The sequence below is a fragment of the Segatella copri genome (genome assembly GCF_009494395.1).
Taxonomy (GTDB): Bacteria; Bacteroidota; Bacteroidia; order Bacteroidales; family Bacteroidaceae; genus Prevotella.
In genome coordinates, this window is the sequence record NZ_VZCB01000080.1 from 1 (window position 1) to 22,786 (window position 22,786).

A 22,786-nucleotide genomic window follows, 5' to 3' on the forward strand; every position below is an offset into this window, starting at 1 on the left:
CAATTGTAGTTACCCTATGCGAGGGAAATCATTTTCGTTTTATAGAGGAAAGATAGCATTTTTTTTCGAGAGATGCAAATCCGTCTTACGAACGTAGTAATATTGTCAACGAACAACCTGTTTGAAGCAATTTAGCCACATGAGCAGTTTAATACTTTTTGAGTATGATGCAGCAATCCTCAAATTTATTCTTGTAACTTGGAGTGATTGAAAATTCCTGTCCCATGACGATTACAGTATCTCCTATCTTTTTCGTGATGTAGTTGTAATTGACAGCAACGGATCTGCTGATTCTTATAAACTGTTCGCATCCGTCTCTTTGCAGCTGTGACAGCGTAGAATGGAGTAGGGCGCTATGCAGATAAATCCTACCATCGCCGGCGCATACCTCTGTATACGAACCGCATGCCTTCAGATATGCTATCTGATTGATAGGCAACACGGTATTTTCATCAATACCGTTCATAACCACGAATTTCTTGATAGGCAGCGTTTGTTGCTGGAGTAGGATTTTCGTTGTCTGTCTGATGTCACGGATAACTTCTTTCTCCAGTCCCTGGCTGAGAAGATACTTCTCTGCATCCATTACTACTGCCTTTACTACAGTTTTTACCATTTCGTCTAATGGAACGATTACTTTTTTATCTTTCATTTTGTTTGTTTTTAAAAAATGCTGTAAAGTGAATCATTTTTTTGCAAATAGCCAAATCTATCTTGTGAATGCTATGTTTTTGGCAATAAAAGGTAAAAAAAGCAATCGTTTAAGTTTTTCCCCATTTGCGGTTGGCGTTTTTCTTATCAAAAAATATGGAAACAATGGGAAAATGGGCGAAATAAAAAAATAGGACACGGAAACTGAAGGAACTGAAGGCAAAGTTTCTGGGAGTGTTAAAATGGAGTTAAAAAGTAAAGAGAATGAACAAAAAATGGGACTGAAGGACTGAAGGCAGTTTTTCAAAATAATAATTTCATATCAAAAACTGCATTTTAACATTTGACAAAATATATTGCAATTACTTGATAATCATATACTTTCATCTTTTTTGCTCTACGCTGCATATAAAAATGAATTTTTAATTTCAGATTTCAGTTTTTTTTTGTGACCCTTCCTTCACATCCTTCAGTTTTTCATGGGGTATCCTTCAGTCAGAATCCTTTACAAATACGTCACCCCACAGATTGTTTTTTTAAAAGTCCCGCAGATTATTATTTTTTAGTCCCACAGATTTCACAGATTTACACAGATACTTTTTACCTTTTTATCTTTTAAGTCCCACAGATTTCACAGATTTACACAGAACATTCTGATGATAATGGGAAAATAAAATCTGTGTAAATCTGTGAAATCTGTGGGACTTAAAAAATAATAATCAGTGGGACTAAAAAAAAATCAGTTGGACTTAAAAAAATAATCTGTGGGGTGATGAAAAAGCCCAGAGCAGAAAGAATCTGCCCTGGGCAATATTTCCCGTGAAAAACGGGAGGTGCTTTTACTTGAAATATCTCTTGTAGAGACCAGCGAAGCCAGCGCAGTGGCGAGCCTCGTCCTTAGCCATTTCGTGAACAGTATCGTGGATGGCATCAGAACCCTGCTCCTTAGCGAGCTTGGCAATGCGGAACTTATCCTCGCATGCACCCTTCTCAGCAGCAATACGAGCCTCGAGATTGCTCTTGGTATCACCCAGAACCTCACCCAGCAACTCTGCAAAACGAGATGCATGGTCAGCCTCCTCGAAAGCATAACGCTTGTAAGCCTCTGCAATCTCTGGATAACCCTCACGGTCAGCCTGACGAGCCATGGCAAGATACATACCTACCTCGCCGCACTCACCTGCGAAGTGATCCTTCAAACCCTTGATGACCTCCTCATTGACGCCATCCTTATATGCCTGACCGAGAACGTGAACTGTAGCGAATGTCAAATCGTCATCCACTGCATCCTCCATCTCCTTGAACTTGCTGGCTGGAGCCTTGCAGATAGGGCACTTCTCTGGTGCCTCTGTTCCTTCGTAAATATAACCGCAAACGGTGCAAATAAACTTCTTCTTCATAATGTTAATGTTTTATATGTTATTGTATATGTTAATGATTTAATTCAACTTCTTGGCACATTCAGCGCAGATGCCCTTGTAGTAGAGCTGCTCTTCCTGTACGATGTTGCCATTGATCACCTTGTCGCTTTTCAGTGATGGTGCCTCCTCGTCGAAGAGGTCGATGATCTTACCGCAATGCTTGCAGTAGAAATGGACATGACTGTCGGTATTGCCATCATAGCATACACGATGGTCGTCGATAGTAATCATTTGAGCTGCATGCTTCTCGCTCAACATTCTTAGTGTATTATAAACTGTGGTACGACTCAACGTTGGAACCTCCTCACAAAGAGCTTGGTACACATCGTCGATTGTTGGGTGGGTAGGATGCTTGATCAGGTAATCCATGATGGCTAGTCTCTGTACCGAAGGACGAACGCCACTCTCTACCAATCTAGTGTAAGCTTCTTTCTTCTTCATGCTTTTTATTTATTACTGTTGTTGATTTTTCTGAGTGCAAAGGTAACATATTTATTTTTAATAACAAAATAATTCTGTAAAAAATCCAAATAATTTTAGGACTTTTTACAGAATTAATTGAATTTTCACTATTTCGGGGTCGATTTTACTGTTTTTCCTGGAGTTTTTTGATGAAAGCCTTCATCTCTGCCTCGTGTTCCTTTGCCTTGAGGAAGAGGTGCCACTGGTTCTTAGCTCTTACGAGGTTGTGCTCAGGATATTTGCACTTCCAGTAGTGGTCGCCGTTGAGGTAATCCCAAAGGAAGCGCACTGCCTGCATGTATGGGAAGAGCTCGGCTGCATGAGGCAGGAGGGAAATCTCAAGAGGGGAGAGGAAGGCTGATGCTGACTCCACGTAGCCACGGGTGAAGGATTCGAAGATATCCATGCGGAAATCTATCTTTTCGAATTCTGGAGAATCCTCGGCGATGGTATTGGCTGCCGTACGGAGGAAATCGCCGTAATCGCTCACGAAGAGGGATGGCATCACGGTATCGAGGTCGATGACGCACAATACGCGGCCCTCCTCATCAAACATCATGTTGTTCACCTTGGTATCGCAGTGGCAGACGTGCTTCTGCAGCTTGCCTTCACGGAAGAGGCGCTGGCAGAGACACATCTCGTCCATATAGCTCTCTATCTCTGCGATGAATTCCTTCACGCCCGCTGCGCGTCCGGCACGGTCTTCCTTTACAGCCTGGCGCAGCTGGTCGCGGCGCAGTTCCATGTTGTGGAAATCAGGGATGGTTTCGCCGAGACGGTCGGTGATGTCGGTGAGCTGTGCCTCGAACTCGCCGAAGGTCTTGCCGGCGTAGTAGGAACTTTCCGGGTTGACGGCTTCCTGGGTGATGGCACGAGGGATGAAGACGGAGATGCGCCAGTACTGCTGGTCCTGGTCCTTGACATAGGTCTTGCCGTCGTGTGCCTTGACGAAGGTGAGTACCTTGCGGTCGATATCGTCAGCGCCCTTTGCTTCGAGCTGCTGCCGGATGTGGGTGGTCACTTCCTCGATGTTGCGCTGCAGGAGGTCAACATCGGTGAAGATGGCGTTGTTGATGCGCTGCAGAACGTAGTCGGGTGCATCTTCTTCCTGGGTTGTCACCTTGTAGGTGTCATTGATGAGTCCGTTACCGAGGGGTTTCACTTCTTTTACAGTTCCCTTGATATCGAACTGGTTGAGGATAGTTGTAAGATCTTTCATTTTAGTTATTGATTAATTATTAATTTTAATTACTAGGGATTTTTTGCCCTAAGGCAAAGGTTATCTCAGGTCGATAACCTCTGCTTTAGGGAATTCCTTGCTGTTGAAGGTGAAGGCACTGTTGGCGATGTTCTTCGCCTTGAAGCCATAGATATCGATGGTGCTCCAGGTAGAGCCCTGGCGCATTTTCACCTGCGAAGGCACGTGGGTCTTCTTGTTGATGGTGATGTACATCTCTGCCACGGTGCGCTTCTGGTTGTTGGCTACGAGGTGAACCTGGTAGTTGCCGCCCACGGTCTTGAGGGTGCTCTTGTAGCCCGTCTTGTAGATATTGATGAAGGTATATGGATTCATCGACATCTGCTGTGCCTGGGTAGGGTTGGTGACGTTCACCTCATTGGTCTTCTTCATGTACGACCACTGTGTCTTTCCGTTATACCATACGATAGCCTGCGGCGTGCGGGCGTTGAACTTATTGCCCTTGATGGCAATAGAACCGCTGGTGGAACCATATTTAGGGCTTGACAACTTGAAGCTGGCGCTGGCGCCCTTCTTGTTGCCCACGATGGCAGCTGTCTTGTCGAGTACCTGCTGGGCTGTCTGTGCCATAGTGCCCAGGCTCATCATCGCTGCGAAAGCGATAGCTAGAATTTTTTTCATATCCTTACTGTTTATGATGTATGTTAATTGTATATGAAGCCGTAAAAGCGACCTTCAGATGATTAGACGCTTCTACGGCTTCAAGGTTTAATAATTTTATGAGTTTCTGAGCTGGAGCAGGAGGTTGTTGAGCTGATTCTCATCCTGTATCAGCACTTCACGCGGCTTGCTGCCCTGGGCTGCACCTACGATGCCGGCTTCCTCCATCTGGTCCATCAGGCGTCCGGCACGGTTGTAGCCGATGCTGAATCGGCGCTGGATCATGCTGGTAGAACCCTGCTGGGAGAGGACGATGGCATGGGCTGCCTCCTCGAAGAACGGATCCAGATTCTTGGTGTCCACTGTGCCGCTGCCGGAAGGACCACCCTCGTTGTTGGCTGGCTCTGGCAGTTCCATCGGCTCAATAGGACCAGGCTGCTCCTGGATAAACTCGTTGATGCGCTCAATCTCAGGCGTATCAACAAAGGCACACTGCACACGTACTGGCTCCTGACCGTTGAGATAAAGCATATCACCACGACCTATCAGCTGGTTGGCTCCGGTGCGGTCGAGGATGGTCTTCGAGTCGATGGCAGACGTCACCTTGAAGGCTACGCGGCCAGGGAAGTTAGCCTTGATGTTACCGGTGATGATGCTGGTGGTAGGGCGCTGGGTGGCTATGATCATGTGGATACCCACGGCACGTGCCAGCTGGGCGATACGGGCGATAGGAAGCTCTACCTCCTTGCCGGCTGTCATAATCAGGTCACCAAACTCATCAATGATGACTACGATGTATGGCATGTACTCATGTCCATCGGTCAGTCGCAGCTTATGGTTGATATACTTCTGGTTGTATTCCTTGATGTTTCGGGCTCCCGCCTTCTTCAGCAGGTCGTAGCGGCTATCCATCAGGACACAGAGACTGTTGAGGGTGCGTACCACCTTGGTTACATCGGTGATGATCGGCTCGTCCTCGTCAGCCAGGGCTGCCATGAACTTGTTGGTGATGCGCGAGTAAACGCTGAACTCCACCTTCTTAGGGTCGATGAGCACCAGCTTCAGCTCGTTAGGGTGCTTCTTATATAATAAGGAGGTGATGATGGCATTCAGACCCACAGACTTACCCTGACCCGTAGCACCGGCAACGAGCAGGTGAGGAATCTTGGCAAGGTCTACCATGAACACTTCGTTTGTAATCGTCTTACCCAGCGCGATAGGCAGCTCCATCTTGGTTTCCTGGAACTTCTTGGAGTTCAGTGTGCTCTCCATGCTCACAATCTTAGGGTTGGCGTTAGGCACCTCGATACCGATGGTACCCTTGCCAGGGATAGGAGCAATGATACGGATGCCGAGCGCCGCAAGACTCAGGGCGATATCATCTTCCAGGTTCTTGATCTTGGAGATGCGGACACCCTCGGCAGGCTGAATCTCATAGAGGGTGATGGTAGGACCCACGGTGGCACGGATGGTCTTGATCTGTACGCCGAAGTTGCCGAGCACCTCGATGATTCTGTTCTTGTTGGCGCGCTGCTCCTCCTCGTCGATGGAAACGCCGTCGTCCTCATATTTCTTCAGGAGATTGAGGGTAGGGTATTTGTATCTTGTAAACGGTTCCTTCGGATTGATAGGCGTATTGAGCACCTCGGCACTGCTGACTGTATTTCCCGATGCCTTTTCGTCAGAGGCAGCCACGGAGATATCCATGTTGAGCGCCTCGCTGGCAGCAGCAGCCTTCGTCTCCTCATCTTCCTGCTTGGCTCTAGCCGCACGCAGCTGACGCTGCTGTTCCAGGAAAGAAAGTGGTTTTCCGGCAGTCTCTGCATCGGTCTGCTCTTCAGTAGCATTCTCCTGACTGTCGGCAGCATCAGCCGTTTCATCGGTCTGAGCCTGCCCGTTCTCCTGTCTTGCAGGCTCTGAGAAGGTCTTGTCAGGGGCTACGTCCAGGTCGATGACGGTAGGTTGCTCATCGTCCTTGTATTCTTCCTGTTCCTCTTCCTTTTCATCGGTCTGCCCTTTGGCAGCATGCGCATAGGCCTCGTCGATGGCGTTGGTTTCAGCCTTGTTGTCGTGGTTGGTAATCTCGAACTTCACCTTATTAGATATATATCCGATAGGGTTGAGTGCCTTTCTGATGATGGTGATGGTCTCAGACGTGAGATAGGTGAGGAAGGCGATAGCCACGAAGAGGAGGATAGCGGTAAGTCCCGGAGGCCCCACTACGTTTTCCAGGTTCTGTACCACGAAGAGTCCATGCTTTCCGCCAGGATTGAAGATGAGTCCACCCATGATAGGAGTGAGGAACTTGGCGAAAGTGACAGACGACCATATCATGACAATCATCAGGCAGAAAAACCATTTCCAGAGGTTCACCTTGTATGCATTCATGAGCTGCAAGCCAGCCATGATGATGTAGCAAGGCAGGAGGAATGCCGGTAAACCGAAGTTCACGGCTATGAGCCAGTAGGAGATGATGGCACCCAGGGAGCCGCAGTAGTTCTGGAACTGCTGCTCGTTGTTGGTCCATTCGCCTGCTTTCAGATTCTCCAGTATGCTCTGGTCGGCATATCCCGTGTTGAGGAATGAAACCATAGCGATGATGGTGACAATAGCAATACCAATCAGCGCCAGCCCTAGGAAAAAGTCGGTGATAGTATTGTTAAAAATATATTGCAAACCTATAGCTTCGCCAAAAGATTTGGCTTTGCGTTCTGTTCTTTTTTTAGCCATTTTTTTTGTCTTTGAATATTTTATCTGCAAAATTAGCGAAAATAAATGAAAAAACCGCTCTTTTCTCAGGTTTTTTTTTTAATTTTGCAAATTGTAAAGAATAAAATGAGTAATGAGGATTATTTTCACTAAATTCGATAAGAAATCAATAAACAGTTTGCCGAGGATTCTCTTCCCAGGTAAAATCGTACTGATTGACAAGGCTGAAGACACGGAAGAAGCCGTAAACTTCCTCCTGAGCCAGCCCATTCTAGGGGTAGATACGGAGACCCGTCCTTCGTTCAGCAAGGGCAGGGGATTCCAGGTTTCGCTGCTCCAGGTGAGCACCCGTGATACCTGCTATCTCTTCCGTCTGCATCTGACGGGCATTACGCCTGCCATCATCCGGTTCCTGGAAGACAAGACGGTGCCCAAGGTGGGATTGTCATGGCATGACGACCTGCTGCAGCTGCATAAGAGGGCTGAGTTCAAGCCGGGATATTTCATAGAACTGCAGGACGAGGCGAAGAAGTTCGGACTGCAGGACATGAGTCTGCAGAAGCTTTATGCCAACCTCTTCCATCAGAAAATCAGCAAGGCACAGCGGTTGAGCAACTGGGAGGCTAGCGAGTTGAAGGACTCGCAGATGGCGTATGCTGCCACGGATGCCTGGTGCTGCATCAATCTCTATGAAGAACTGCTCCGACTGAAGCAGGTGGGAGATTATGAGCTCGACGAACTGTAGGATTCGGAAATAAATAATTTTATAGTAGCTAATCAATAAGGTATATATAAATATGTATAAGAGCATATATTTGAAGAAAGGTAAAGAGGAATCGCTCAAGAGATTTCATCCATGGATTTTCTCCGGTGCCATCCAGGCGATGGATGAAGGCATCGAGGAAGGAGAAATCGTTAGAGTGATTACACGTGGGGGTGATTTCATCGCCGTAGGTCATTATCAGATCGGTTCTATCGCCGTGCGCGTTCTTTCCTTCAAGGATGTAGAAATCAATGAGGAATTCTGGTGCTCACGCCTGGAGTCAGCGTATAAGATGCGAGTGGCTGTGGGTATCGCCGAGAATCCTGAGAACAATACTTACCGTCTGGTGCATGGAGAAGGAGATAACCTGCCAGGACTCGTCATCGACTGCTACGGACCTACTGCCGTGATGCAGGCTCACAGCGTGGGCATGCACGTATGCCGTATGGAAATAGCCAAGGCGCTGAAGAAGGTGATGGGAGACGAACTGCAGAACATCTACTACAAGAGCGAGACAACCCTGCCATACAAGGCTGACCTCAGACAGGAGAACGGATTCATCCTGGGAGGTGATGCCGACGACGTGGCGGTAGAGAACGGACTGAAGTTCCATATCGACTGGCTGCGCGGTCAGAAGACCGGTTTCTTCGTAGACCAGCGCGAGAACCGTTCGCTGCTGGAGCATTATGCCAAGGGCAAGAGCGTGCTCAACATGTTCTGCTATACCGGCGGATTCTCAGTCTATGCCATGCGTGGTGATGCCAAGGCAGTCCATTCCGTAGACAGCAGTGCCAAGGCCATCGAACTGACCAATGAGAACATCGCCCTGAACTTTCCTGGCGATGCGCGTCATCAGGCTATCTGCGAGGATGCATTCAAGTATCTCGATGACCACGACCAGCAGTATGACCTCATCATCCTGGACCCACCAGCCTTTGCCAAGCACCGTGCAGCCCTGCATAATGCCCTGAAGGGATATACCCGTCTGAACGTGAAGGGACTGCAGCGCATCAAGAAGGGCGGCATCCTGTTTACATTCAGCTGCTCGCAGGTGGTGACGAAGGACAATTTCCGCAATGCCGTCTTTACGGCAGCAGCCCAGGCTGGCAGAAAGGTGCGCATCCTGCACCAGCTGCATCAGCCTGCCGACCATCCTATCAATATCTATCACCCGGAGGGTGAGTATCTGAAGGGACTGGTACTTTATGTGGAGTAAAAAACAGAAGATTATGAAGAGATTATTATGGATCACGTTGGTGAGTGGCTTTATTTTTGGACTGTGCAGTTGCGGTGATTCCCAGCAGGAACGCCAGCGGCTGAGCAAGCTGGAACGTGCCCGTCTGGACAGTATCGACCGGGCTGCGCTCAAGGTGGGCGTGATGCCCACCCTGGACTGCCTTCCCGTATATCTAGCTTATGAAGACAGCCTCTTCCTCAAGCAGGGAGTGGATGTTCATCTGCGCTATTATACGGCACAGATGGACTGTGATACAGCCCTGATGAATGGCAGGGTAGAGGGTTCCATCACCGACCTGATCCGAGGAGCCCGAATGGTAAGGAAGGGCACTCCGCTCACTTATCCTATCGCCACAGATACCTACTGGCAGCTGATTACGAACAAAAAAGCCCGTATTGCCGACTTGAAGCAGCTGAGCGATAAGATGATAGCCATGACACGCTATTCGGCTACCGACTATCTTGCCGACCTGGCAGTAGACAGCGGCAAGCCGAAATATGACGTGTATCGTGTGCAGATAAACGATGTGAATCTTCGTCTCAAGATGCTTCTCAACAACGAGATGGATGCCATGCTCCTGCCGGAGCCTCAGGCAACCAGAGCCCGTATGGACAAGCATGTGGTATTGATGGATAGCCGCGACAAGAACCTGAACCTGGGTGCTTTTGCCTTCCGCGAGAAGGCGCTGAAGCAGCCGGGACGCAAGCAACAGCTGCAGAAATTCATCCAGGCTTACAATATAGCTGTGGACAGCATCAACTCCAAGGGAGTGAAGCATTACTCCAAGCTTATCAGTAAGTACTGTCACGTAGATGAGAAAACAATTGGAAACTTGCCTAAAATAAAATACAACCATGCATTGGAACCTCGCCGTCGTGACCTTGAGGCTGCAGCTCGTGTGGCTAAACATTAATCTGTAAAATCAAGAAAAATGGAAGAAAATGACATTAAAAAGTTGAGAAAGATACCTGGTTTTGAGAACCTCAAGTCTTTCCGTTTTCTGGTAGAGAAAATGTATACGGAACTCGAAGCCCAGCCAGAGAAGGAGACAAAGAAGGTGGCTCAGGTTCTGGGAGAGTCATTGCATGAGCTGGATGTAGTGGGGAAGCATGCCTTCTCGGCATCTCATCCGATAGACTTCAGTGATGTGTACAATATCTACGAGGATCTGTATACGACTGTTCAACAATTCCAATATGCGCTCTTGCTGAGTCATGATGCCACTCTTTTAGCCCTTTATAATAGAGGTAAGAAGCTGGGAATTCTCTGCGACCTGAAGGAGAAGCTGGTTTCTGCCTTGGCAGATGTGGCTATGCTCTCTCTTGACGAGGGAGGTTCGAAAAAGAAGAAGATAGATCAGATGATTGAGGCACAGAAACGTCTCAACGAGTTGCGCAATGTCATCTTCTCTTATATCACAAGCTCATCTATGTGGGATGAAGATGAGGCGAAGGAGTATCAGGAACTGCTGAATTCCACAGCCGTCGATTCCGTCACAGCCCAGCTCATGGTGAGTGCCATAACCCTTTCCTGCCTCTACTTCTTTGACCGTAAGAAGTTCAAGTTCCTTTTCAAGCTGGCTAAGGAGAGCGAAGACATGCAGGTACGTGTACGTGCATGGGTGGGCTGGGTCTTGTGTTCCAGTCAGGTTCCAGGCTTTATGGTAGAAGAGTGCGCCAAGGATATCGAGTCGCTGAAGGAGGATGAGGAAGGCAAGAAGCTGCTGCTCCTGATTTCCAAAATCCTGCTACGTTCACAGGATATGAAGGAGGATAGCGAAGCGATGATGAAGAACATGTTCCATAATATGGCGGACAAGTTAAGTCATGAAGATATTGACTGGGAGGGGAAATCAAGCTTCTCTTTTATCCAGAATGATGATGAGGAGGAGGATGAGCCGGAAGACGGTCGTGATGTCGACGAGACGGTGGAAATGCTGGAGGATGGTGCTGACATCTATTTCACGCAGTTTAGAGAAACCAAGAAACTGGGCTTCTTCCATTCCATGTACAACTGGTTCATGCCGTTCTATTTCGAGTCTCCACTTTATCTCTCCGTTCAGGAGATGGCGGGTGACAAGGAACGCAACCTGCATCTGCTGCTTGAGAATGGTACCGCCTGCGACAGCGACCGCTATAGTCTGCTTCTGATGCTCGAAAAAGAGAAAAAATCCTTTAACGAGGCGCTGGAGAACATGGCTCCTGATGAGGTGGCAGAACAGTATCTGAACTCGATGGATGAAGATGAAGCCGCAGGGTTAAATGAAGAGGAGAAAAAGTATTTGGAAAAGAAAAAATTACATACTGCGGTGATCTATTACATCCTGGATCTTTCCCGTTTCTTCAACCTTGCTCCGATGCGCAAGGCGTATGACAATAGCATCAAGAGGGATGCTGAAGACGAACTGTATACTACTCTTGCGCTGCCTATCTTTGAGGATGCTGCATTCGACGAGCTGCGTTACAAGATGGCGAGATATTGCTTCAAGCGTAATTATCAGAATTTCATCTTCGACCTGATGGGTAATCATTATCCTGACACAGTGGAGAGTCATTATCTGCTGGCATGGGCTGCTGTGAAATCCAAAGCTAAGGAGAATGTTCTTCTGGCTTATCCTCATATTGATTATCTGATGAAGAATGAGCCCGGACAGTTTCAGCTGGTAGAAATGGCTGTGGACTTTTACGAGAAGGTTGCCTGCTACGAGAACGTGAGCGCCTATCAGAAAGCTGTGGACTGCCTGACTCATCTGATGGAAATCAAGAAAGATGACGAGAAGGCGCTCTTATGGTGTAAGAAACGTCTGGCTAAGATCTATGTCTTGATGGAACGATATGAAGATGCCGTCAAGCTGTTTTACGAGATAACATATCTGGAGCCGGACAACCTGACTGCGGCTGCTAATCTGGCTGAAACACTTCTCTATATGGACGGTGACGATAAGAAAAACCTGGAAAAGATTGAGAAAATATTGAAGTCAGGAAAGGAAAAATTGATGAATCTGAGAAGGGATAACTTTAAGTTGGACAGTTTTCCAGACGATCCAAAGGGAGGATTGGCAACTTTCTTCTCTGCCATGTCTGCTTGCTTAAATATGGACTTCATGGTAGACTTTGAACTGTATAGAGTGGACGGCATGCTTTGGTGGGCTCGTGACGATCGGGAAAAGGCTATGAAGTCTTGGCAGAGAGCCTATGAAGCTAGAAGCATGGCTCATCAGGAGGGTCCGTTATTTGACGAAAAGCAGGGAAAATGGTTGTCTGCGCATGGAATAAATGAAAATATGCATATCTATTTGGAAGAATTGATGGCTCAAAAAATTCGTCAAAGTATGAAAAAAATGATGGATCAATTTAGACATGATGAAATGAACGATAATGGCGAATAATAATATAGGTAACAATAAAAAGGGGCAGCAAGCTCCGATAGATAATAATTATGCGCATCTTCAGCCGCAGGCGATAGATGTGGAGAAAGTGGTGCTGGGTGCCCTCATGGTGGATTCGGACGCCTTCTCCATGGTATCCGAGGTGTTGAAACCCGATTCCTTCTATGAGCCTCGTCATCAGAAGATTTACCAGGCTATCCAGACCATGAATATGGAGGAGCGCCCGGTGGATGTCATGACACTCACTGATGAGCTGGCGAAGATGGGCGAACTGGACAGAATAGGCGGACCTGCCTATCTGATGGAGATTTCTTCCCAGGTGGCTTCGGCTGCCCATATCGAGTCGCATGCCAGAATCCTGGCGCAGAGATATCTGCAGAGACAGCTCATTCATTTTGCCGGTGGCATCGAGACCAAGGCGTTCGACATGAGCGTGGATGTGGATGAACTGATGCAGCAGGCAGAGGGTGAACTCTTCCAGATTTCGCAGAACAACATGAAGCAGGATTATACACAGATTGATCCGGTCATCAAGGATGCCGTGGATATCCTGCAGCGGGCTGCGCAGAACAAGGGAGGTTTGACTGGTATTCCTACCGGTTATCACGGTATGGACGAGATGACTTCCGGATGGCAGGATTCCGACCTCGTCATCATCGCCGGACGTCCTGCCATGGGTAAGACTTCCTTCGCACTCAGCATTGCCAAGAACGCGGCGGTGGATTATCATATTCCTATCGGATTCTTCTCCCTTGAAATGAACAACGTTCAGTTGGTGAACCGCCTTATCTCCAATGTATGTGAGATTTCCGGTAAGAAGATACTGAACGGTCAGCTCGATCCAAGCGAGTGGGAGAGACTGGATAAGAAAATCCGTGACCTGACGGGGGCACCTATTTATGTTGATGATACGCCGGGTCTTTCGGTTTTCGAACTGCGTACCAAGGCTAGAAGACTGGTAAGAGAGAAGGGAGTGAAAATGATCATGATTGACTACCTGCAGCTGATGAATGCCAACGGTATGAAGTTCGGTAGCCGTCAGGAAGAGGTTTCTACCATCTCACGTTCGCTCAAGGGACTTGCCAAGGAGCTGAATATCCCAGTCCTGGCTCTCTCACAGCTCTCACGTAACGTGGAGAACCGTGAAGGTCTCGAAGGAAAGCGACCTCAGTTGAGCGACCTCCGTGAATCCGGAGCCATCGAGCAGGATGCCGATATGGTACTCTTCGTTCACCGTCCGGAATACTATCACATCTATCAGGATGAAAAGGGAAACGACCTGCATGGCATGGCGCAGATCATCATCGCCAAGCACCGTAAGGGTGCTACGGGTGATGTGCTCCTGAACTTCCGTGGCGAGTTTACACGCTTCCAGGACCCTGAAACTTCGTTCGCTCCTATCCAGGAGGGTGGCGAAATCATGGGCTCCAAGATGAATGCCGGAGGTGACGACAGCCAGTTGCCGCCTCCTCCTGTTCCTAATGGTCCGTTGCCATTCTAGGTTTGGATTCGTAGCCATTCAGGTCTTTTTTGCTGCTTTTTACTGCATAAAGGCGCAATTTTAGCGCATTTTTGCGAGAAAAGTGCAGGAAGAATAGTAATTTGTTAGATTTTCTATTAAAAAAGTTATAAATTGTTTGCGTATATCAAAGAAATATATTACCTTTGCAAGCGATAAAAATATAACATAAAAAATAGAAAGATATGAGAGCAATAGCGTTGAATATTACAAGCATTATTATTCGACTTCGACTACAGACTGTGGGCGGAAGTGATAAGGTGTGCGTATAGTTCATCGGTTTGGATATATAAAGCCTTTCTACACTTCCGTATCTGGGAGTGAGAAAGGCTTTTTCTCATATTATAATATAGAGTATTAAAAATATAAAGAGATATGAGTGACAGATTATTTATTTTCGACACAACCCTTCGCGATGGCGAACAGGTTCCAGGATGCCAGTTGAATACAGTTGAGAAAATTCAGGTGGCTAAGGCGCTGGAGCAGTTGGGCGTTGATGTCATTGAGGCGGGCTTCCCTATTTCTAGCCCGGGCGACTTCAATTCGGTGGTGGAGATTTCCAAGGCTGTGACATGGCCTACCATCTGTGCGCTGACACGTGCAGTGGAGAAGGATATTGACTGTGCTGCCGAGGCGCTGCAGTATGCCAAGCACAAGAGAATCCATACGGGTATCGGTACCAGCGATAGCCACATCAAATATAAGTTCAATTCCAACCGCGAAGAAATCATCGAGCGTGCCGTGGCTGCTGTCAAGTATGCCAAGAAGTACGTGGAAGATGTTGAGTTCTACGCTGAGGATGCGGGGCGTACCGACAATGAGTATCTGGCTCGCGTGGTAGAGGCTGTCATCAAGGCGGGTGCTACCGTAGTCAACATTCCTGACACTACCGGTTACTGTCTGCCTGATGAGTATGGCGACAAGATCAAGTATCTGATGGAGCATGTGGATGGCATCGAGAAGGCATGCATCTCTACCCACTGTCACAACGATCTCGGTATGGCTACTGCCAATACCCTGCAGGGTGTATTGAATGGTGCACGCCAGGTAGAGGTGACCATCAATGGTATCGGTGAGCGTGCGGGTAATACATCGCTCGAGGAAATCGCCATGATTCTGAAGTGCCACAAGAACATCGATATTGATACCAATATCAATACTACCAAGATTGTTCCGATGTCCCGAATGGTGAGCAGTCTGATGAACATGCCTGTGCAGCCTAACAAGGCTATCGTGGGCCGCAATGCCTTCGCTCATTCTTCTGGTATCCACCAGGATGGCGTGCTGAAGAATGTTCAGACTTACGAAATCATCGACCCTAAGGATGTGGGATTGGATGATAACGCTATCGTATTGACAGCCCGCTCTGGACGTGCTGCCTTGAAGTATCGCCTCCACGTGAACGGCGTGAACATTGAAGACGAGGAGAAGCTCGACAAGATCTACAAGAAATTCCTCCAGTTGGCTGACAAGAAGAAGGAGGTTACCGACGAGGATGTATTGATGCTCGCTGGTGCTGATTCTGCCGATAAGCATGGTGTACAGCTCGACTGGTTGCAGGTAACTACCGGCAAGGGCGTGAAGAGCGTGGCAAGCATCGGCTTGAATATCGCTGGTCAGAAGTTCGAGGCTGCATCATCCGGTAATGGTCCTGTGGATGCTGCCATCCGTGCCCTCAAGAAGGTCATCACCAAGGAGATGAACCTCAAGGAGTTCACTATCCAGGCAATCGACAAGGGTTCAGACGATGTGGGTAAGGTTCACATGCAGGTGGAGTACGATGGTCATGTATATTATGGCTTCGGTGCAGATACCGATATCGTAACCGCTTCCGTAGAGGCTTACATCGACTGTATCAACAAGTTCAAGGTAAGATAAAAGTTCTGTAGCTTAAAAGTTCTGTAGCTAGAATGTTCTCGCCTTGTAATTAATCAATAATAAATAATAATTAATCAATAACATAATGAATACATTATTCGACAAGATTTGGGACAAGCACGTTGTCCAGATTGTTCCGGACGGTCCTACACAGCTTTACATCGACCGTCTCTACTGTCACGAAGTAACATCACCTCAGGCATTCGCTGGTATGCGAGCACGCGGACTCAAGATGTTCCGTCCAGACCAGATTTTCTGTATGCCTGACCACAATACACCAACCCACGATCAGGATAAGCCAATCGAGGATCCTATCTCAAAGAAGCAGGTAGATACCTTGGCAAAGAACACCGCTGATTTCGGCGTAACTCACTTTGCCATGAACACCAAGGACAATGGTATCATCCACGTAGTAGGTCCTGAGAAGGGTCTTTCTCTTCCTGGTATGACCATCGTCTGCGGCGACTCTCATACTTCTACTCATGGTGCTATGGGTGCCGTAGCTTTCGGTATCGGTACTTCTGAGGTGGAGATGGTGATGGCTTCACAGTGTATTCTCCAGAGCAAGCCAAAGTCTATGCGTATCAGCATCAACGGCAAGCTCAGCAAGGGTGTTACCGCCAAGGATGTAGCTCTTTATCTGATGAGCCAGCTCACTACTTCGGGTGCTACCGGTTACTTCGTTGAGTACAGTGGCGATGTAGTGAAGGATATGTCTATGGAAGGTCGTCTTACCCTCTGTAACCTCTCTATCGAGATGGGCGCCCGTGGTGGTTTCGTAGCTCCTGATGAGACCACATTCGAGTACATCAAGGGTCGTGAATATGCACCTAAGGGTGAAGAGTGGGACAAGGCTGTGGCTTACTGGAAGACCTTGAAGAGTGGCGATGACGCTGTATTCGACAAGGAGTTGACTTTCGAGGCAAAAGATATCGAACCACGCATCACCTACGGTACCAATCCTGGTATGGGTATCGGTATCACTGAGAGCATCCCAACGCTCGATGAGATTCCTGAGGAAGAGCAGGCTGGTTTCAAGAAGAGCCTCAACTACATGGGCTTCCAGCCAGGCGAGAAACTCGAGGGTCATCCTATCGATTATGTATTCCTGGGAGCATGTACCAACGGTCGTATTGAAGACTTCCGTGCCTTCGCTTCATTGGTTAAAGGAAAGAAGAAGGCTGAGGGTGTAACTGCTTGGCTTGTACCAGGTTCTTGGTTGGTTGATAAACAAATACGTGAAGAGGGAATTGATAAGATTGTAGAGGCTGCCGGCTTCGAAATCCGTCAGCCAGGATGCTCTGCCTGCCTGGCAATGAACGATGATAAGATTCCTGCAGGCAAGTACTCTGTAAGTACATCCAACCGTAACTTCGAGGGTCGTCAGGGACCTGGTTCCCGCACTATCCTTGCCAGCCCATACGTAGCAGCAGCTGCCGCTATCACTGGTAAGATTACCGACCCAAGAGAGTTTATGTAAATAGTGATTAATGATTAGTGATTAGTGATTAGTTGGGCTTCGCCTTATAACTGTCAATCACGATCCAATCAAGTAAACACTAAACATTAAAAATTAAACATTACAACAACGATGAAACAGAAATTCAATGTAATTACATCAAGCTGCATTCCTCTTCCATTGGAGAATGTAGATACAGACCAGATCATCCCAGCCCGTTTCCTCAAGGCTATCGATAAAGAGGGTATGGGCGACAACCTCTTCCGCGACTGGCGCTACAATGCCGACGGAACTCCAAAGCCAGACTTCGTGATGAATGACCCTTCTTACAGTGGTGTCATCCTCGTAGCTGGCAAGAACTTCGGTTCAGGTTCTTCCCGTGAGCACGCTGCCTGGGCCATCGCAGGCGCAGGCTTCCGTGTAGTCATCAGCTCTTTCTTTGCTGATATCCACAAGAACAACGAATTGAACAACCTCGTATTGCCTGTAGTAGTAAGCGAGGAATTCCTGAAGGAGCTCTTCGAGAGCATCGACAAGGATCACAAGACAGAGGTAAAGGTAGATCTTCCTAACCAGACAGTCACCAATCTTGCTACCGGCAAGAGCGAGCACTTCGAAATCAACGGCTACAAGAAGCACTGTCTGGAGAACGGTTTGGACGATGTGGATTTCCTCGTTCAGAACCGTGACAAGGTTGAGGCTTGGGAAGCTAAAAACAAGTAATTATGGACGTTAACGCAAAGAGAGATAATTCCCGCATCAAGGAGATTGAGATCATGGACAGCACGCTGCGTGACGGCGAGCAGACCAATGGTGTCAGTTTCCTTCCTCACGAGAAGTTGATGATAGCAAGAATGCTGTTGCACGACATCAATGTTGATCGCATTGAGGTGGCTTCAGCGCGTGTGTCGGAAGGCGAAAAGGATGCTGTCGCTCGTATTTGCCGTTATGCCAAGACCATTGGTAAGCTGGATTCCGTTGAGGTATTGGGATTCGTGGATAACAACAAAAGCGTGGACTGGATTGCTGAATGCGGCGGTCACGTCATCAACCTCTTGGCTAAGGGTAGCTACAAGCACTGCACCCAGCAGCTCAAGATGTCGCCTGAGGAGCATCTCGCTCATATCAAGCAGACCATCGACTATGCCCTGAGCAAGGATTTCACCGTAAATCTCTACCTGGAGGACTGGTCGAGCGGAATGCGCGACAGTCGTGACTATCTCTTCACGATGATGGACGAGCTGGTGAAGTTGCCTATCAAGCGCTTCCTGCTTCCTGATACTTTGGGTATCCTGAACCCATTGCAGTGTGTGGAGTACATGCGCCAGATGGTTCGCCGTTATCCGAACTCTCACTTCGACTTCCATGCCCATAATGACTACGATTTGGCGGTGAGCAACTCGCTGGCTGCCGTATTGAGTGGCGCCAAGGGTCTTCATGTTACCGTGAATGGTTTGGGCGAACGCTGCGGCAATGCACCATTGGCGAGTGTTCAGGTGATTCTGAAGGATATGTTCGAGGCAAAGACCAATATCAAGGAAGACCGTCTGAACGATATTTCCCGATTGGTTGAAGGATACAGCGGCATCGCCGTGGCTCCGAATACCCCTGTGGTGGGCGATAACGTCTTCACCCAGGTGGCTGGTGTGCATGCCGATGGCGATAACAAGGACAAGCTTTATTGCAACGACTTGGTGCCAGAGCGTTTCGGCAGACATCGTGAGTATGCATTGGGTAAGAATTCCGGTAAGGCGAACATCATCCAGAACCTCAACGAGCTGGGATTGGAGTTGACGCCGGAGCAGACCAAGGCTGTGACCAAGCGAATCACCGAACTCGGCGACCGCAAGGAGCTGGTAACCCAGGACGACCTGCCATACATCGTGAGCGATGTGTTGAAGCACAGCACACCTGAGGATAAGGTAAAACTGGTCAGTTACATGGTGTCCACTTCCTATGGTTTGAAGCCTATCGCCAGCGTGAAGGTAGAAATAGAGGGTAAGGAGTATGAAGACCGTAGCTCTGGTGATGGTCAGTATGATGCCTTCGTAAAGGCTCTTCGCAACATCTACAAGGTGAAGCTCGGCAAGACCTTCCCTACGCTCGACAACTATCAGGTAACCATTCCACCTGGTGGCCGTACCGATGCCCTCGTCCAGACCGTCATTACCTGGCGTGAAGGCGACCGCATCTGGCGTACCCGCGGCTTGGATGCCGACCAGACGGAGGCAGCTATCAAGGCAACGCTCAAAATGCTTAATATGTATGAGGCTGATAAGAGCGATGAACAGCCGGCATCGCCTCGAAATCTTGATATGGAATAATATCTCCGAAGGTTACGAAAATATCTCCGAAGATTACGAAATTATCTCCGAAGGTTATGAAAATATTTCCGAAGATTACGAAATTATCTCCGAAGATTATGAAAATATCTCCGAAGGTTTCTATTCAGCAGCGCGCCCTGAAGGGGCAGAAGCTCCTAGCCCAGGGTAACACCCTGGGTATAAGATAGCATTTAGCAATGCGCCCTGTAAGGGCAAAAGCTTTAATCATTCAAAAAATAAACAATTAAAAAATCAGATAAGATGAAATTAAACATTGCAGTTCTCGCCGGTGATGGTATCGGACCAGAGATTATGAAGCAGGGCGTAGCAGTTATGCAGGCCATTGCAGAGAAGTTCAACCACGAGTTTACTTACAACGAGGCTATCTGCGGCGCTCACGCTATCGATGAGGTAGGTGATCCATTCCCAGAGGAGACCTTCAAGACTTGTATGGATGCTGATGCTGTACTCTTCGCAGCCGTTGGCGACCCACGTTTCGACAACAACCCTACAGCCAAGGTTCGTCCTGAGCAGGGCTTGCTCGCTATGCGTAAGAAGTTGGGCCTCTTCGCCAATGTCCGCCCAGTAGCCACATTCGATTGCCTGCTCCATAAGTCACCATTGAAGGATGAACTCCTGAAGGGTGCTGACTTCGTAGTAATCCGCGAGTTGACTGGTGGTATGTACTTTGGTGAGAAGTATCAGGATAACGATAAGGCATACGATACAGATATCTATACCCGTCCTGAGATTGAGCGCATCCTGAAGGTAGCTTTCGAGTTTGCCATGAAGCGCAACAAGCACTTGACAGTAGTAGATAAGGCAAACGTATTGGCATCTTCTCGTCTCTGGCGTCAGATTGCCAAGGAGATGGAGCCACAGTATCCTGAGGTAAACACCGACTATATGTTCATCGACAACGCTTCTATGCGCGTGTTGACAGAGCCTACATTCTTCGATGTCATCGTTACAGAGAACACCTTCGGTGACATCCTTACCGATGAGACTTCTTGCATCACCGGTTCTATGGGCTTGCAGCCATCTAGCTCTCTCGGTGAGCACACACCTTTGTTCGAGCCTGTTCACGGTTCATGGCCACAGGCAGCTGGCAAGAACCTGGCTAACCCTGTAGCTCAGATTCTTTCTGCAGCCATGTTGCTTGAGCACTTCGGTTTGAACGAGGAGGGAGCCTTGATCCGCAAGGCAGTAGATGCTTCTCTCGATGCCAATGTCCGCACACCTGAAATTCAGGTTGAGGGTGGTGCTCACTATGGCACAACAGAGGTTGGCGAGTGGATTGTCAACTGGATCAAGAATGCATAAGCATAAAATGTGAATAATCATATCAAGGGCCTTATGGAGGAATCGTTTCTTCCATAAGGCTTTTTTATTTCGGTAATTGTAGTTTTTTTATATGGATAGTTGTCATATTTGCCTTTTTTTTGTTTATTTCTGGAAAGCTATTTAAGTTTAATAGTTTTTTACTTGGTTGTTTGCTAAAGTATTTGTAATTTTGCAAGCATGAAAAAGAAAATGATTATATCAATGTTGTTAGGAGTTTGGGCTTTGTCTATGTCGGCTCAAAGTCAGAACGAATCTGAAAGCTTAAGCAAGGACCAGGCGAAGGCTTTGAGAGATTCTCTAGCCCAGGCTACGGAAGTTCTGGCGTATCATCCGGATAGTATCGACCTTCGTCTGAAGAAGGCAGCCTGGAATATCCAGCTCAAGCAGTGGCAATATGCCAAGGATGACCTCGATAAGGTGCTGTTTCTGAACAATACCAACATCGCAGGTCTCTTTTATCGTGCCTATGTCAACGAACAGCTGCGCAGATACAACTTCGCCCGTTTAGACTATCAGAATCTGCTGGTTCTGGTGCCTGGCAATTTCCAGGCACAGCTCGGTCTCGCTCTTCTCAATCAGAAAGACAAGCATTATACCGAGGCTTATAACGGCATCAATATGCTGATAGAGCAATATCCCGACAATGCCATCGCCTATGCTGCACGTGGAGGAATGGAGAAGGAGAAGGGACAGCTTGAAGCTGCGGAATATGATTATGCCAAGGCGATGGAGCTGGATGCTGATAATGCCGATTATGTGCTGAATCATCTTGACCTGCTCATCTTGCTGAAGCGTAGGAATGAAGCCTATGCCGATTTGCAGCGGTTGATGAAGATGGGGTACTCCAAAGGGCAGTTGCTGGAGTTCTATAACAGACTGAAGAAAAAGTAGTAGTAATTCCATCTGATATAATCTATAGGGAAGAATAGAACAATTAGAAGATACTTGTTTATGAAGAAAATTTTTACGCAGATTGCTGTAGCTTTTGGCTGTCTCTTTCTGGCGGGCTGCGATACCGTTTTTGATGTTCATCCATACGATGTTCATGTGGATGGAGACAAGAACGTGAATGCTGCCAATATCGCCAAGATAGAAAGTGCCATCAAGTATAAGGATACCATCCGCTTTGCAATGATCAGCGATACTCATCAGTGGCTCGACGATCTGAAAAAGGAAGTGAATGATATCAACAGGCGCAAGGACAGTATTGATTTCGTACTTCACTGCGGAGATGTCACAGACTTTGGAGCTACGCAGGAATTTCAGTGGACCCGAGACAGATTGCAGAAGCTGAAGATGCCGTTTGTGGTATTGCTCGGCAACCATGACTGCCTGGGAACCGGAAACCAGACTTACGAGGTGGTTTTCGGCAAACCGGATTTCAGTTTCATCGCCGGCAGGGTGAAGTTCGTATGTCTCAATACCAATGCCATTGAGTACGACTATTCCCGTCCTGTACCTAACTTCGATTTCATGGAAGAGCAGTGCAAGGCGGATTCTGCCGATTTCGACCGTACCGTTATCTGTATGCATGCTGCTCCTTATTCTGAGCAGTTCAATAACAATGTGGCTAAGGTATTCAACTATTATACCCATCAGTTCCCTGGTCTGATGTTCTGTCTCTATGGTCATGGACATCATACCAAGCAGACCGATATGTATGGTGATGGCACTATGTATTATGAGATATGCAATGCTCCTAAGCACCAGTATTATATATTTACCATTACTCCAAAAGGCTACCGTTATGAGATTATCGATTATTAATAAACA

General features: G+C 47.8%; 19 protein-coding genes. 13 read left to right on the forward strand and 6 right to left on the reverse strand.

All coding sequences use genetic code 11. From position 1 onward, the window contains the following. Positions 1-148: 148 nt before the first annotated feature. From F7D73_RS11085 to F7D73_RS11110, 6 genes are all read right to left on the reverse strand, one after another. Positions 149-652: a LytTR family DNA-binding domain-containing protein gene (locus F7D73_RS11085; RefSeq protein ID WP_153124715.1), complete on the reverse strand. Its 504-nt coding sequence runs from the start codon at positions 650-652 to the stop codon at positions 149-151. Positions 653-1,490: 838 nt separating this feature from the next. Next, positions 1,491-2,051, reverse strand: a complete 561-nt coding sequence (locus F7D73_RS11090) for an NADH peroxidase (protein ID WP_153089672.1) — start codon at positions 2,049-2,051, stop codon at positions 1,491-1,493. A gap of 39 nt (positions 2,052-2,090) precedes the next feature. Further along, positions 2,091-2,513: a Fur family transcriptional regulator gene (locus F7D73_RS11095; RefSeq protein WP_153124717.1), complete on the reverse strand. Its 423-nt coding sequence runs from the start codon at positions 2,511-2,513 to the stop codon at positions 2,091-2,093. Positions 2,514-2,658: 145 nt separating this feature from the next. After that, entirely contained in the window at positions 2,659-3,753 is a 1,095-nt protein-coding gene (locus tag F7D73_RS11100) for a phosphotransferase enzyme family protein (protein ID WP_153124719.1), read from the reverse strand. A gap of 60 nt (positions 3,754-3,813) precedes the next feature. Then, the gene (locus F7D73_RS11105; RefSeq protein WP_153124721.1) at positions 3,814-4,413 is read right to left on the reverse strand and encodes a LolA-like putative outer membrane lipoprotein chaperone; all 600 of its coding nucleotides are present in this window, start codon (positions 4,411-4,413) and stop codon (positions 3,814-3,816) included. A 96-nt stretch (positions 4,414-4,509) separates the two neighbouring features. After that, the gene (locus F7D73_RS11110) at positions 4,510-7,122 is read right to left on the reverse strand and encodes an FtsK/SpoIIIE family DNA translocase (protein WP_153124723.1); all 2,613 of its coding nucleotides are present in this window, start codon (positions 7,120-7,122) and stop codon (positions 4,510-4,512) included. 112 nt (positions 7,123-7,234) lie between these two features. On the opposite strand from F7D73_RS11110, the gene F7D73_RS11115 reads away from it, so the two are divergent. The 13 genes from F7D73_RS11115 to F7D73_RS11170 all read left to right on the forward strand — a co-directional run bounded on the left by F7D73_RS11115 (position 7,235) and on the right by F7D73_RS11170 (position 22,780). Continuing rightward, the gene (locus F7D73_RS11115) at positions 7,235-7,846 is read left to right on the forward strand and encodes a 3'-5' exonuclease (protein ID WP_153124725.1); all 612 of its coding nucleotides are present in this window, start codon (positions 7,235-7,237) and stop codon (positions 7,844-7,846) included. A 52-nt stretch (positions 7,847-7,898) separates the two neighbouring features. After that, positions 7,899-9,080 (forward strand): class I SAM-dependent rRNA methyltransferase, encoded by a 1,182-nt coding sequence (locus F7D73_RS11120; RefSeq protein WP_153124727.1) that lies wholly within the window; start codon positions 7,899-7,901, stop codon positions 9,078-9,080. A gap of 13 nt (positions 9,081-9,093) precedes the next feature. After that, complete coding sequence (locus F7D73_RS11125) at positions 9,094-10,014, forward strand: ABC transporter substrate-binding protein (protein WP_153124729.1); 921 nt, start codon at positions 9,094-9,096, stop codon at positions 10,012-10,014. Between the two features lie 18 nt (positions 10,015-10,032). After that, positions 10,033-12,489, forward strand: a complete 2,457-nt coding sequence (locus F7D73_RS11130) for a hypothetical protein (RefSeq protein WP_153124731.1) — start codon at positions 10,033-10,035, stop codon at positions 12,487-12,489. Next, complete coding sequence (gene dnaB / locus F7D73_RS11135; protein WP_153124734.1) at positions 12,479-13,990, forward strand: replicative DNA helicase; 1,512 nt, start codon at positions 12,479-12,481, stop codon at positions 13,988-13,990. The genes F7D73_RS11130 and dnaB overlap by 11 nt, the downstream gene beginning before the upstream one ends. Before the next feature lie 393 nt (positions 13,991-14,383). Further along, complete coding sequence (locus F7D73_RS11140) at positions 14,384-15,886, forward strand: 2-isopropylmalate synthase (protein ID WP_153124735.1); 1,503 nt, start codon at positions 14,384-14,386, stop codon at positions 15,884-15,886. 85 nt (positions 15,887-15,971) lie between these two features. Beyond that, positions 15,972-17,366, forward strand: coding sequence for a 3-isopropylmalate dehydratase large subunit (gene leuC, locus F7D73_RS11145; RefSeq protein ID WP_153113763.1), 1,395 nt, complete (start codon positions 15,972-15,974; stop codon positions 17,364-17,366). Positions 17,367-17,477: 111 nt separating this feature from the next. Continuing rightward, on the forward strand, positions 17,478-18,068 hold the full coding sequence (gene leuD / locus F7D73_RS11150; RefSeq protein ID WP_006846819.1) for a 3-isopropylmalate dehydratase small subunit: 591 nt from the start codon (positions 17,478-17,480) through the stop codon (positions 18,066-18,068). Between the two features lie 2 nt (positions 18,069-18,070). Beyond that, complete coding sequence (locus F7D73_RS11155) at positions 18,071-19,669, forward strand: alpha-isopropylmalate synthase regulatory domain-containing protein (RefSeq protein ID WP_153124737.1); 1,599 nt, start codon at positions 18,071-18,073, stop codon at positions 19,667-19,669. Then, a complete protein-coding gene (locus F7D73_RS16075) occupies positions 19,656-19,838 on the forward strand; it encodes a hypothetical protein (RefSeq protein WP_194256903.1) in 183 nt (60 codons plus the stop codon). Before F7D73_RS11155 ends, F7D73_RS16075 begins: the two co-directional genes overlap by 14 nt. Before the next feature lie 92 nt (positions 19,839-19,930). Then, on the forward strand, positions 19,931-20,992 hold the full coding sequence (gene leuB, locus F7D73_RS11160; protein WP_089542501.1) for a 3-isopropylmalate dehydrogenase: 1,062 nt from the start codon (positions 19,931-19,933) through the stop codon (positions 20,990-20,992). A gap of 210 nt (positions 20,993-21,202) precedes the next feature. Beyond that, positions 21,203-21,904, forward strand: a complete 702-nt coding sequence (locus F7D73_RS11165) for a hypothetical protein (RefSeq protein ID WP_420377618.1) — start codon at positions 21,203-21,205, stop codon at positions 21,902-21,904. 60 nt (positions 21,905-21,964) lie between these two features. Then, a complete protein-coding gene (locus F7D73_RS11170) occupies positions 21,965-22,780 on the forward strand; it encodes a metallophosphoesterase family protein (RefSeq protein ID WP_153124742.1) in 816 nt (271 codons plus the stop codon). Positions 22,781-22,786: the final 6 nt, after the last annotated feature.

Excerpts from the sequence above, each read along its gene's own strand:
- leuC (WP_153113763.1), top strand. The coding sequence starts at position 15,972 with ATGAATACATTATTCGACAAGATTTGGGACAAGCACGTTGTCCAGATT.
- leuD (WP_006846819.1), top strand. The coding sequence starts at position 17,478 with ATGAAACAGAAATTCAATGTAATTACATCAAGCTGCATTCCTCTTCCA.
- F7D73_RS11090 (WP_153089672.1), bottom strand. The coding sequence starts at position 2,051 with ATGAAGAAGAAGTTTATTTGCACCGTTTGCGGTTATATTTACGAAGGA.
- F7D73_RS11100 (WP_153124719.1), bottom strand. The coding sequence starts at position 3,753 with ATGAAAGATCTTACAACTATCCTCAACCAGTTCGATATCAAGGGAACT.
- F7D73_RS11115 (WP_153124725.1), top strand. The coding sequence starts at position 7,235 with ATGAGGATTATTTTCACTAAATTCGATAAGAAATCAATAAACAGTTTG.
- F7D73_RS11085 (WP_153124715.1), bottom strand. The coding sequence starts at position 652 with ATGAAAGATAAAAAAGTAATCGTTCCATTAGACGAAATGGTAAAAACT.
- leuB (WP_089542501.1), top strand. The coding sequence starts at position 19,931 with ATGAAATTAAACATTGCAGTTCTCGCCGGTGATGGTATCGGACCAGAG.
- F7D73_RS11155 (WP_153124737.1), top strand. The coding sequence starts at position 18,071 with ATGGACGTTAACGCAAAGAGAGATAATTCCCGCATCAAGGAGATTGAG.
- F7D73_RS11165 (WP_420377618.1), top strand. The coding sequence starts at position 21,203 with ATGATTATATCAATGTTGTTAGGAGTTTGGGCTTTGTCTATGTCGGCT.
- F7D73_RS11095 (WP_153124717.1), bottom strand. The coding sequence starts at position 2,513 with ATGAAGAAGAAAGAAGCTTACACTAGATTGGTAGAGAGTGGCGTTCGT.
- F7D73_RS11170 (WP_153124742.1), top strand. The coding sequence starts at position 21,965 with ATGAAGAAAATTTTTACGCAGATTGCTGTAGCTTTTGGCTGTCTCTTT.
- F7D73_RS11105 (WP_153124721.1), bottom strand. The coding sequence starts at position 4,413 with ATGAAAAAAATTCTAGCTATCGCTTTCGCAGCGATGATGAGCCTGGGC.
- F7D73_RS11120 (WP_153124727.1), top strand. The coding sequence starts at position 7,899 with ATGTATAAGAGCATATATTTGAAGAAAGGTAAAGAGGAATCGCTCAAG.
- F7D73_RS11125 (WP_153124729.1), top strand. The coding sequence starts at position 9,094 with ATGAAGAGATTATTATGGATCACGTTGGTGAGTGGCTTTATTTTTGGA.
- F7D73_RS11130 (WP_153124731.1), top strand. The coding sequence starts at position 10,033 with ATGGAAGAAAATGACATTAAAAAGTTGAGAAAGATACCTGGTTTTGAG.
- F7D73_RS11140 (WP_153124735.1), top strand. The coding sequence starts at position 14,384 with ATGAGTGACAGATTATTTATTTTCGACACAACCCTTCGCGATGGCGAA.
- F7D73_RS11110 (WP_153124723.1), bottom strand. The coding sequence starts at position 7,122 with ATGGCTAAAAAAAGAACAGAACGCAAAGCCAAATCTTTTGGCGAAGCT.
- dnaB (WP_153124734.1), top strand. The coding sequence starts at position 12,479 with ATGGCGAATAATAATATAGGTAACAATAAAAAGGGGCAGCAAGCTCCG.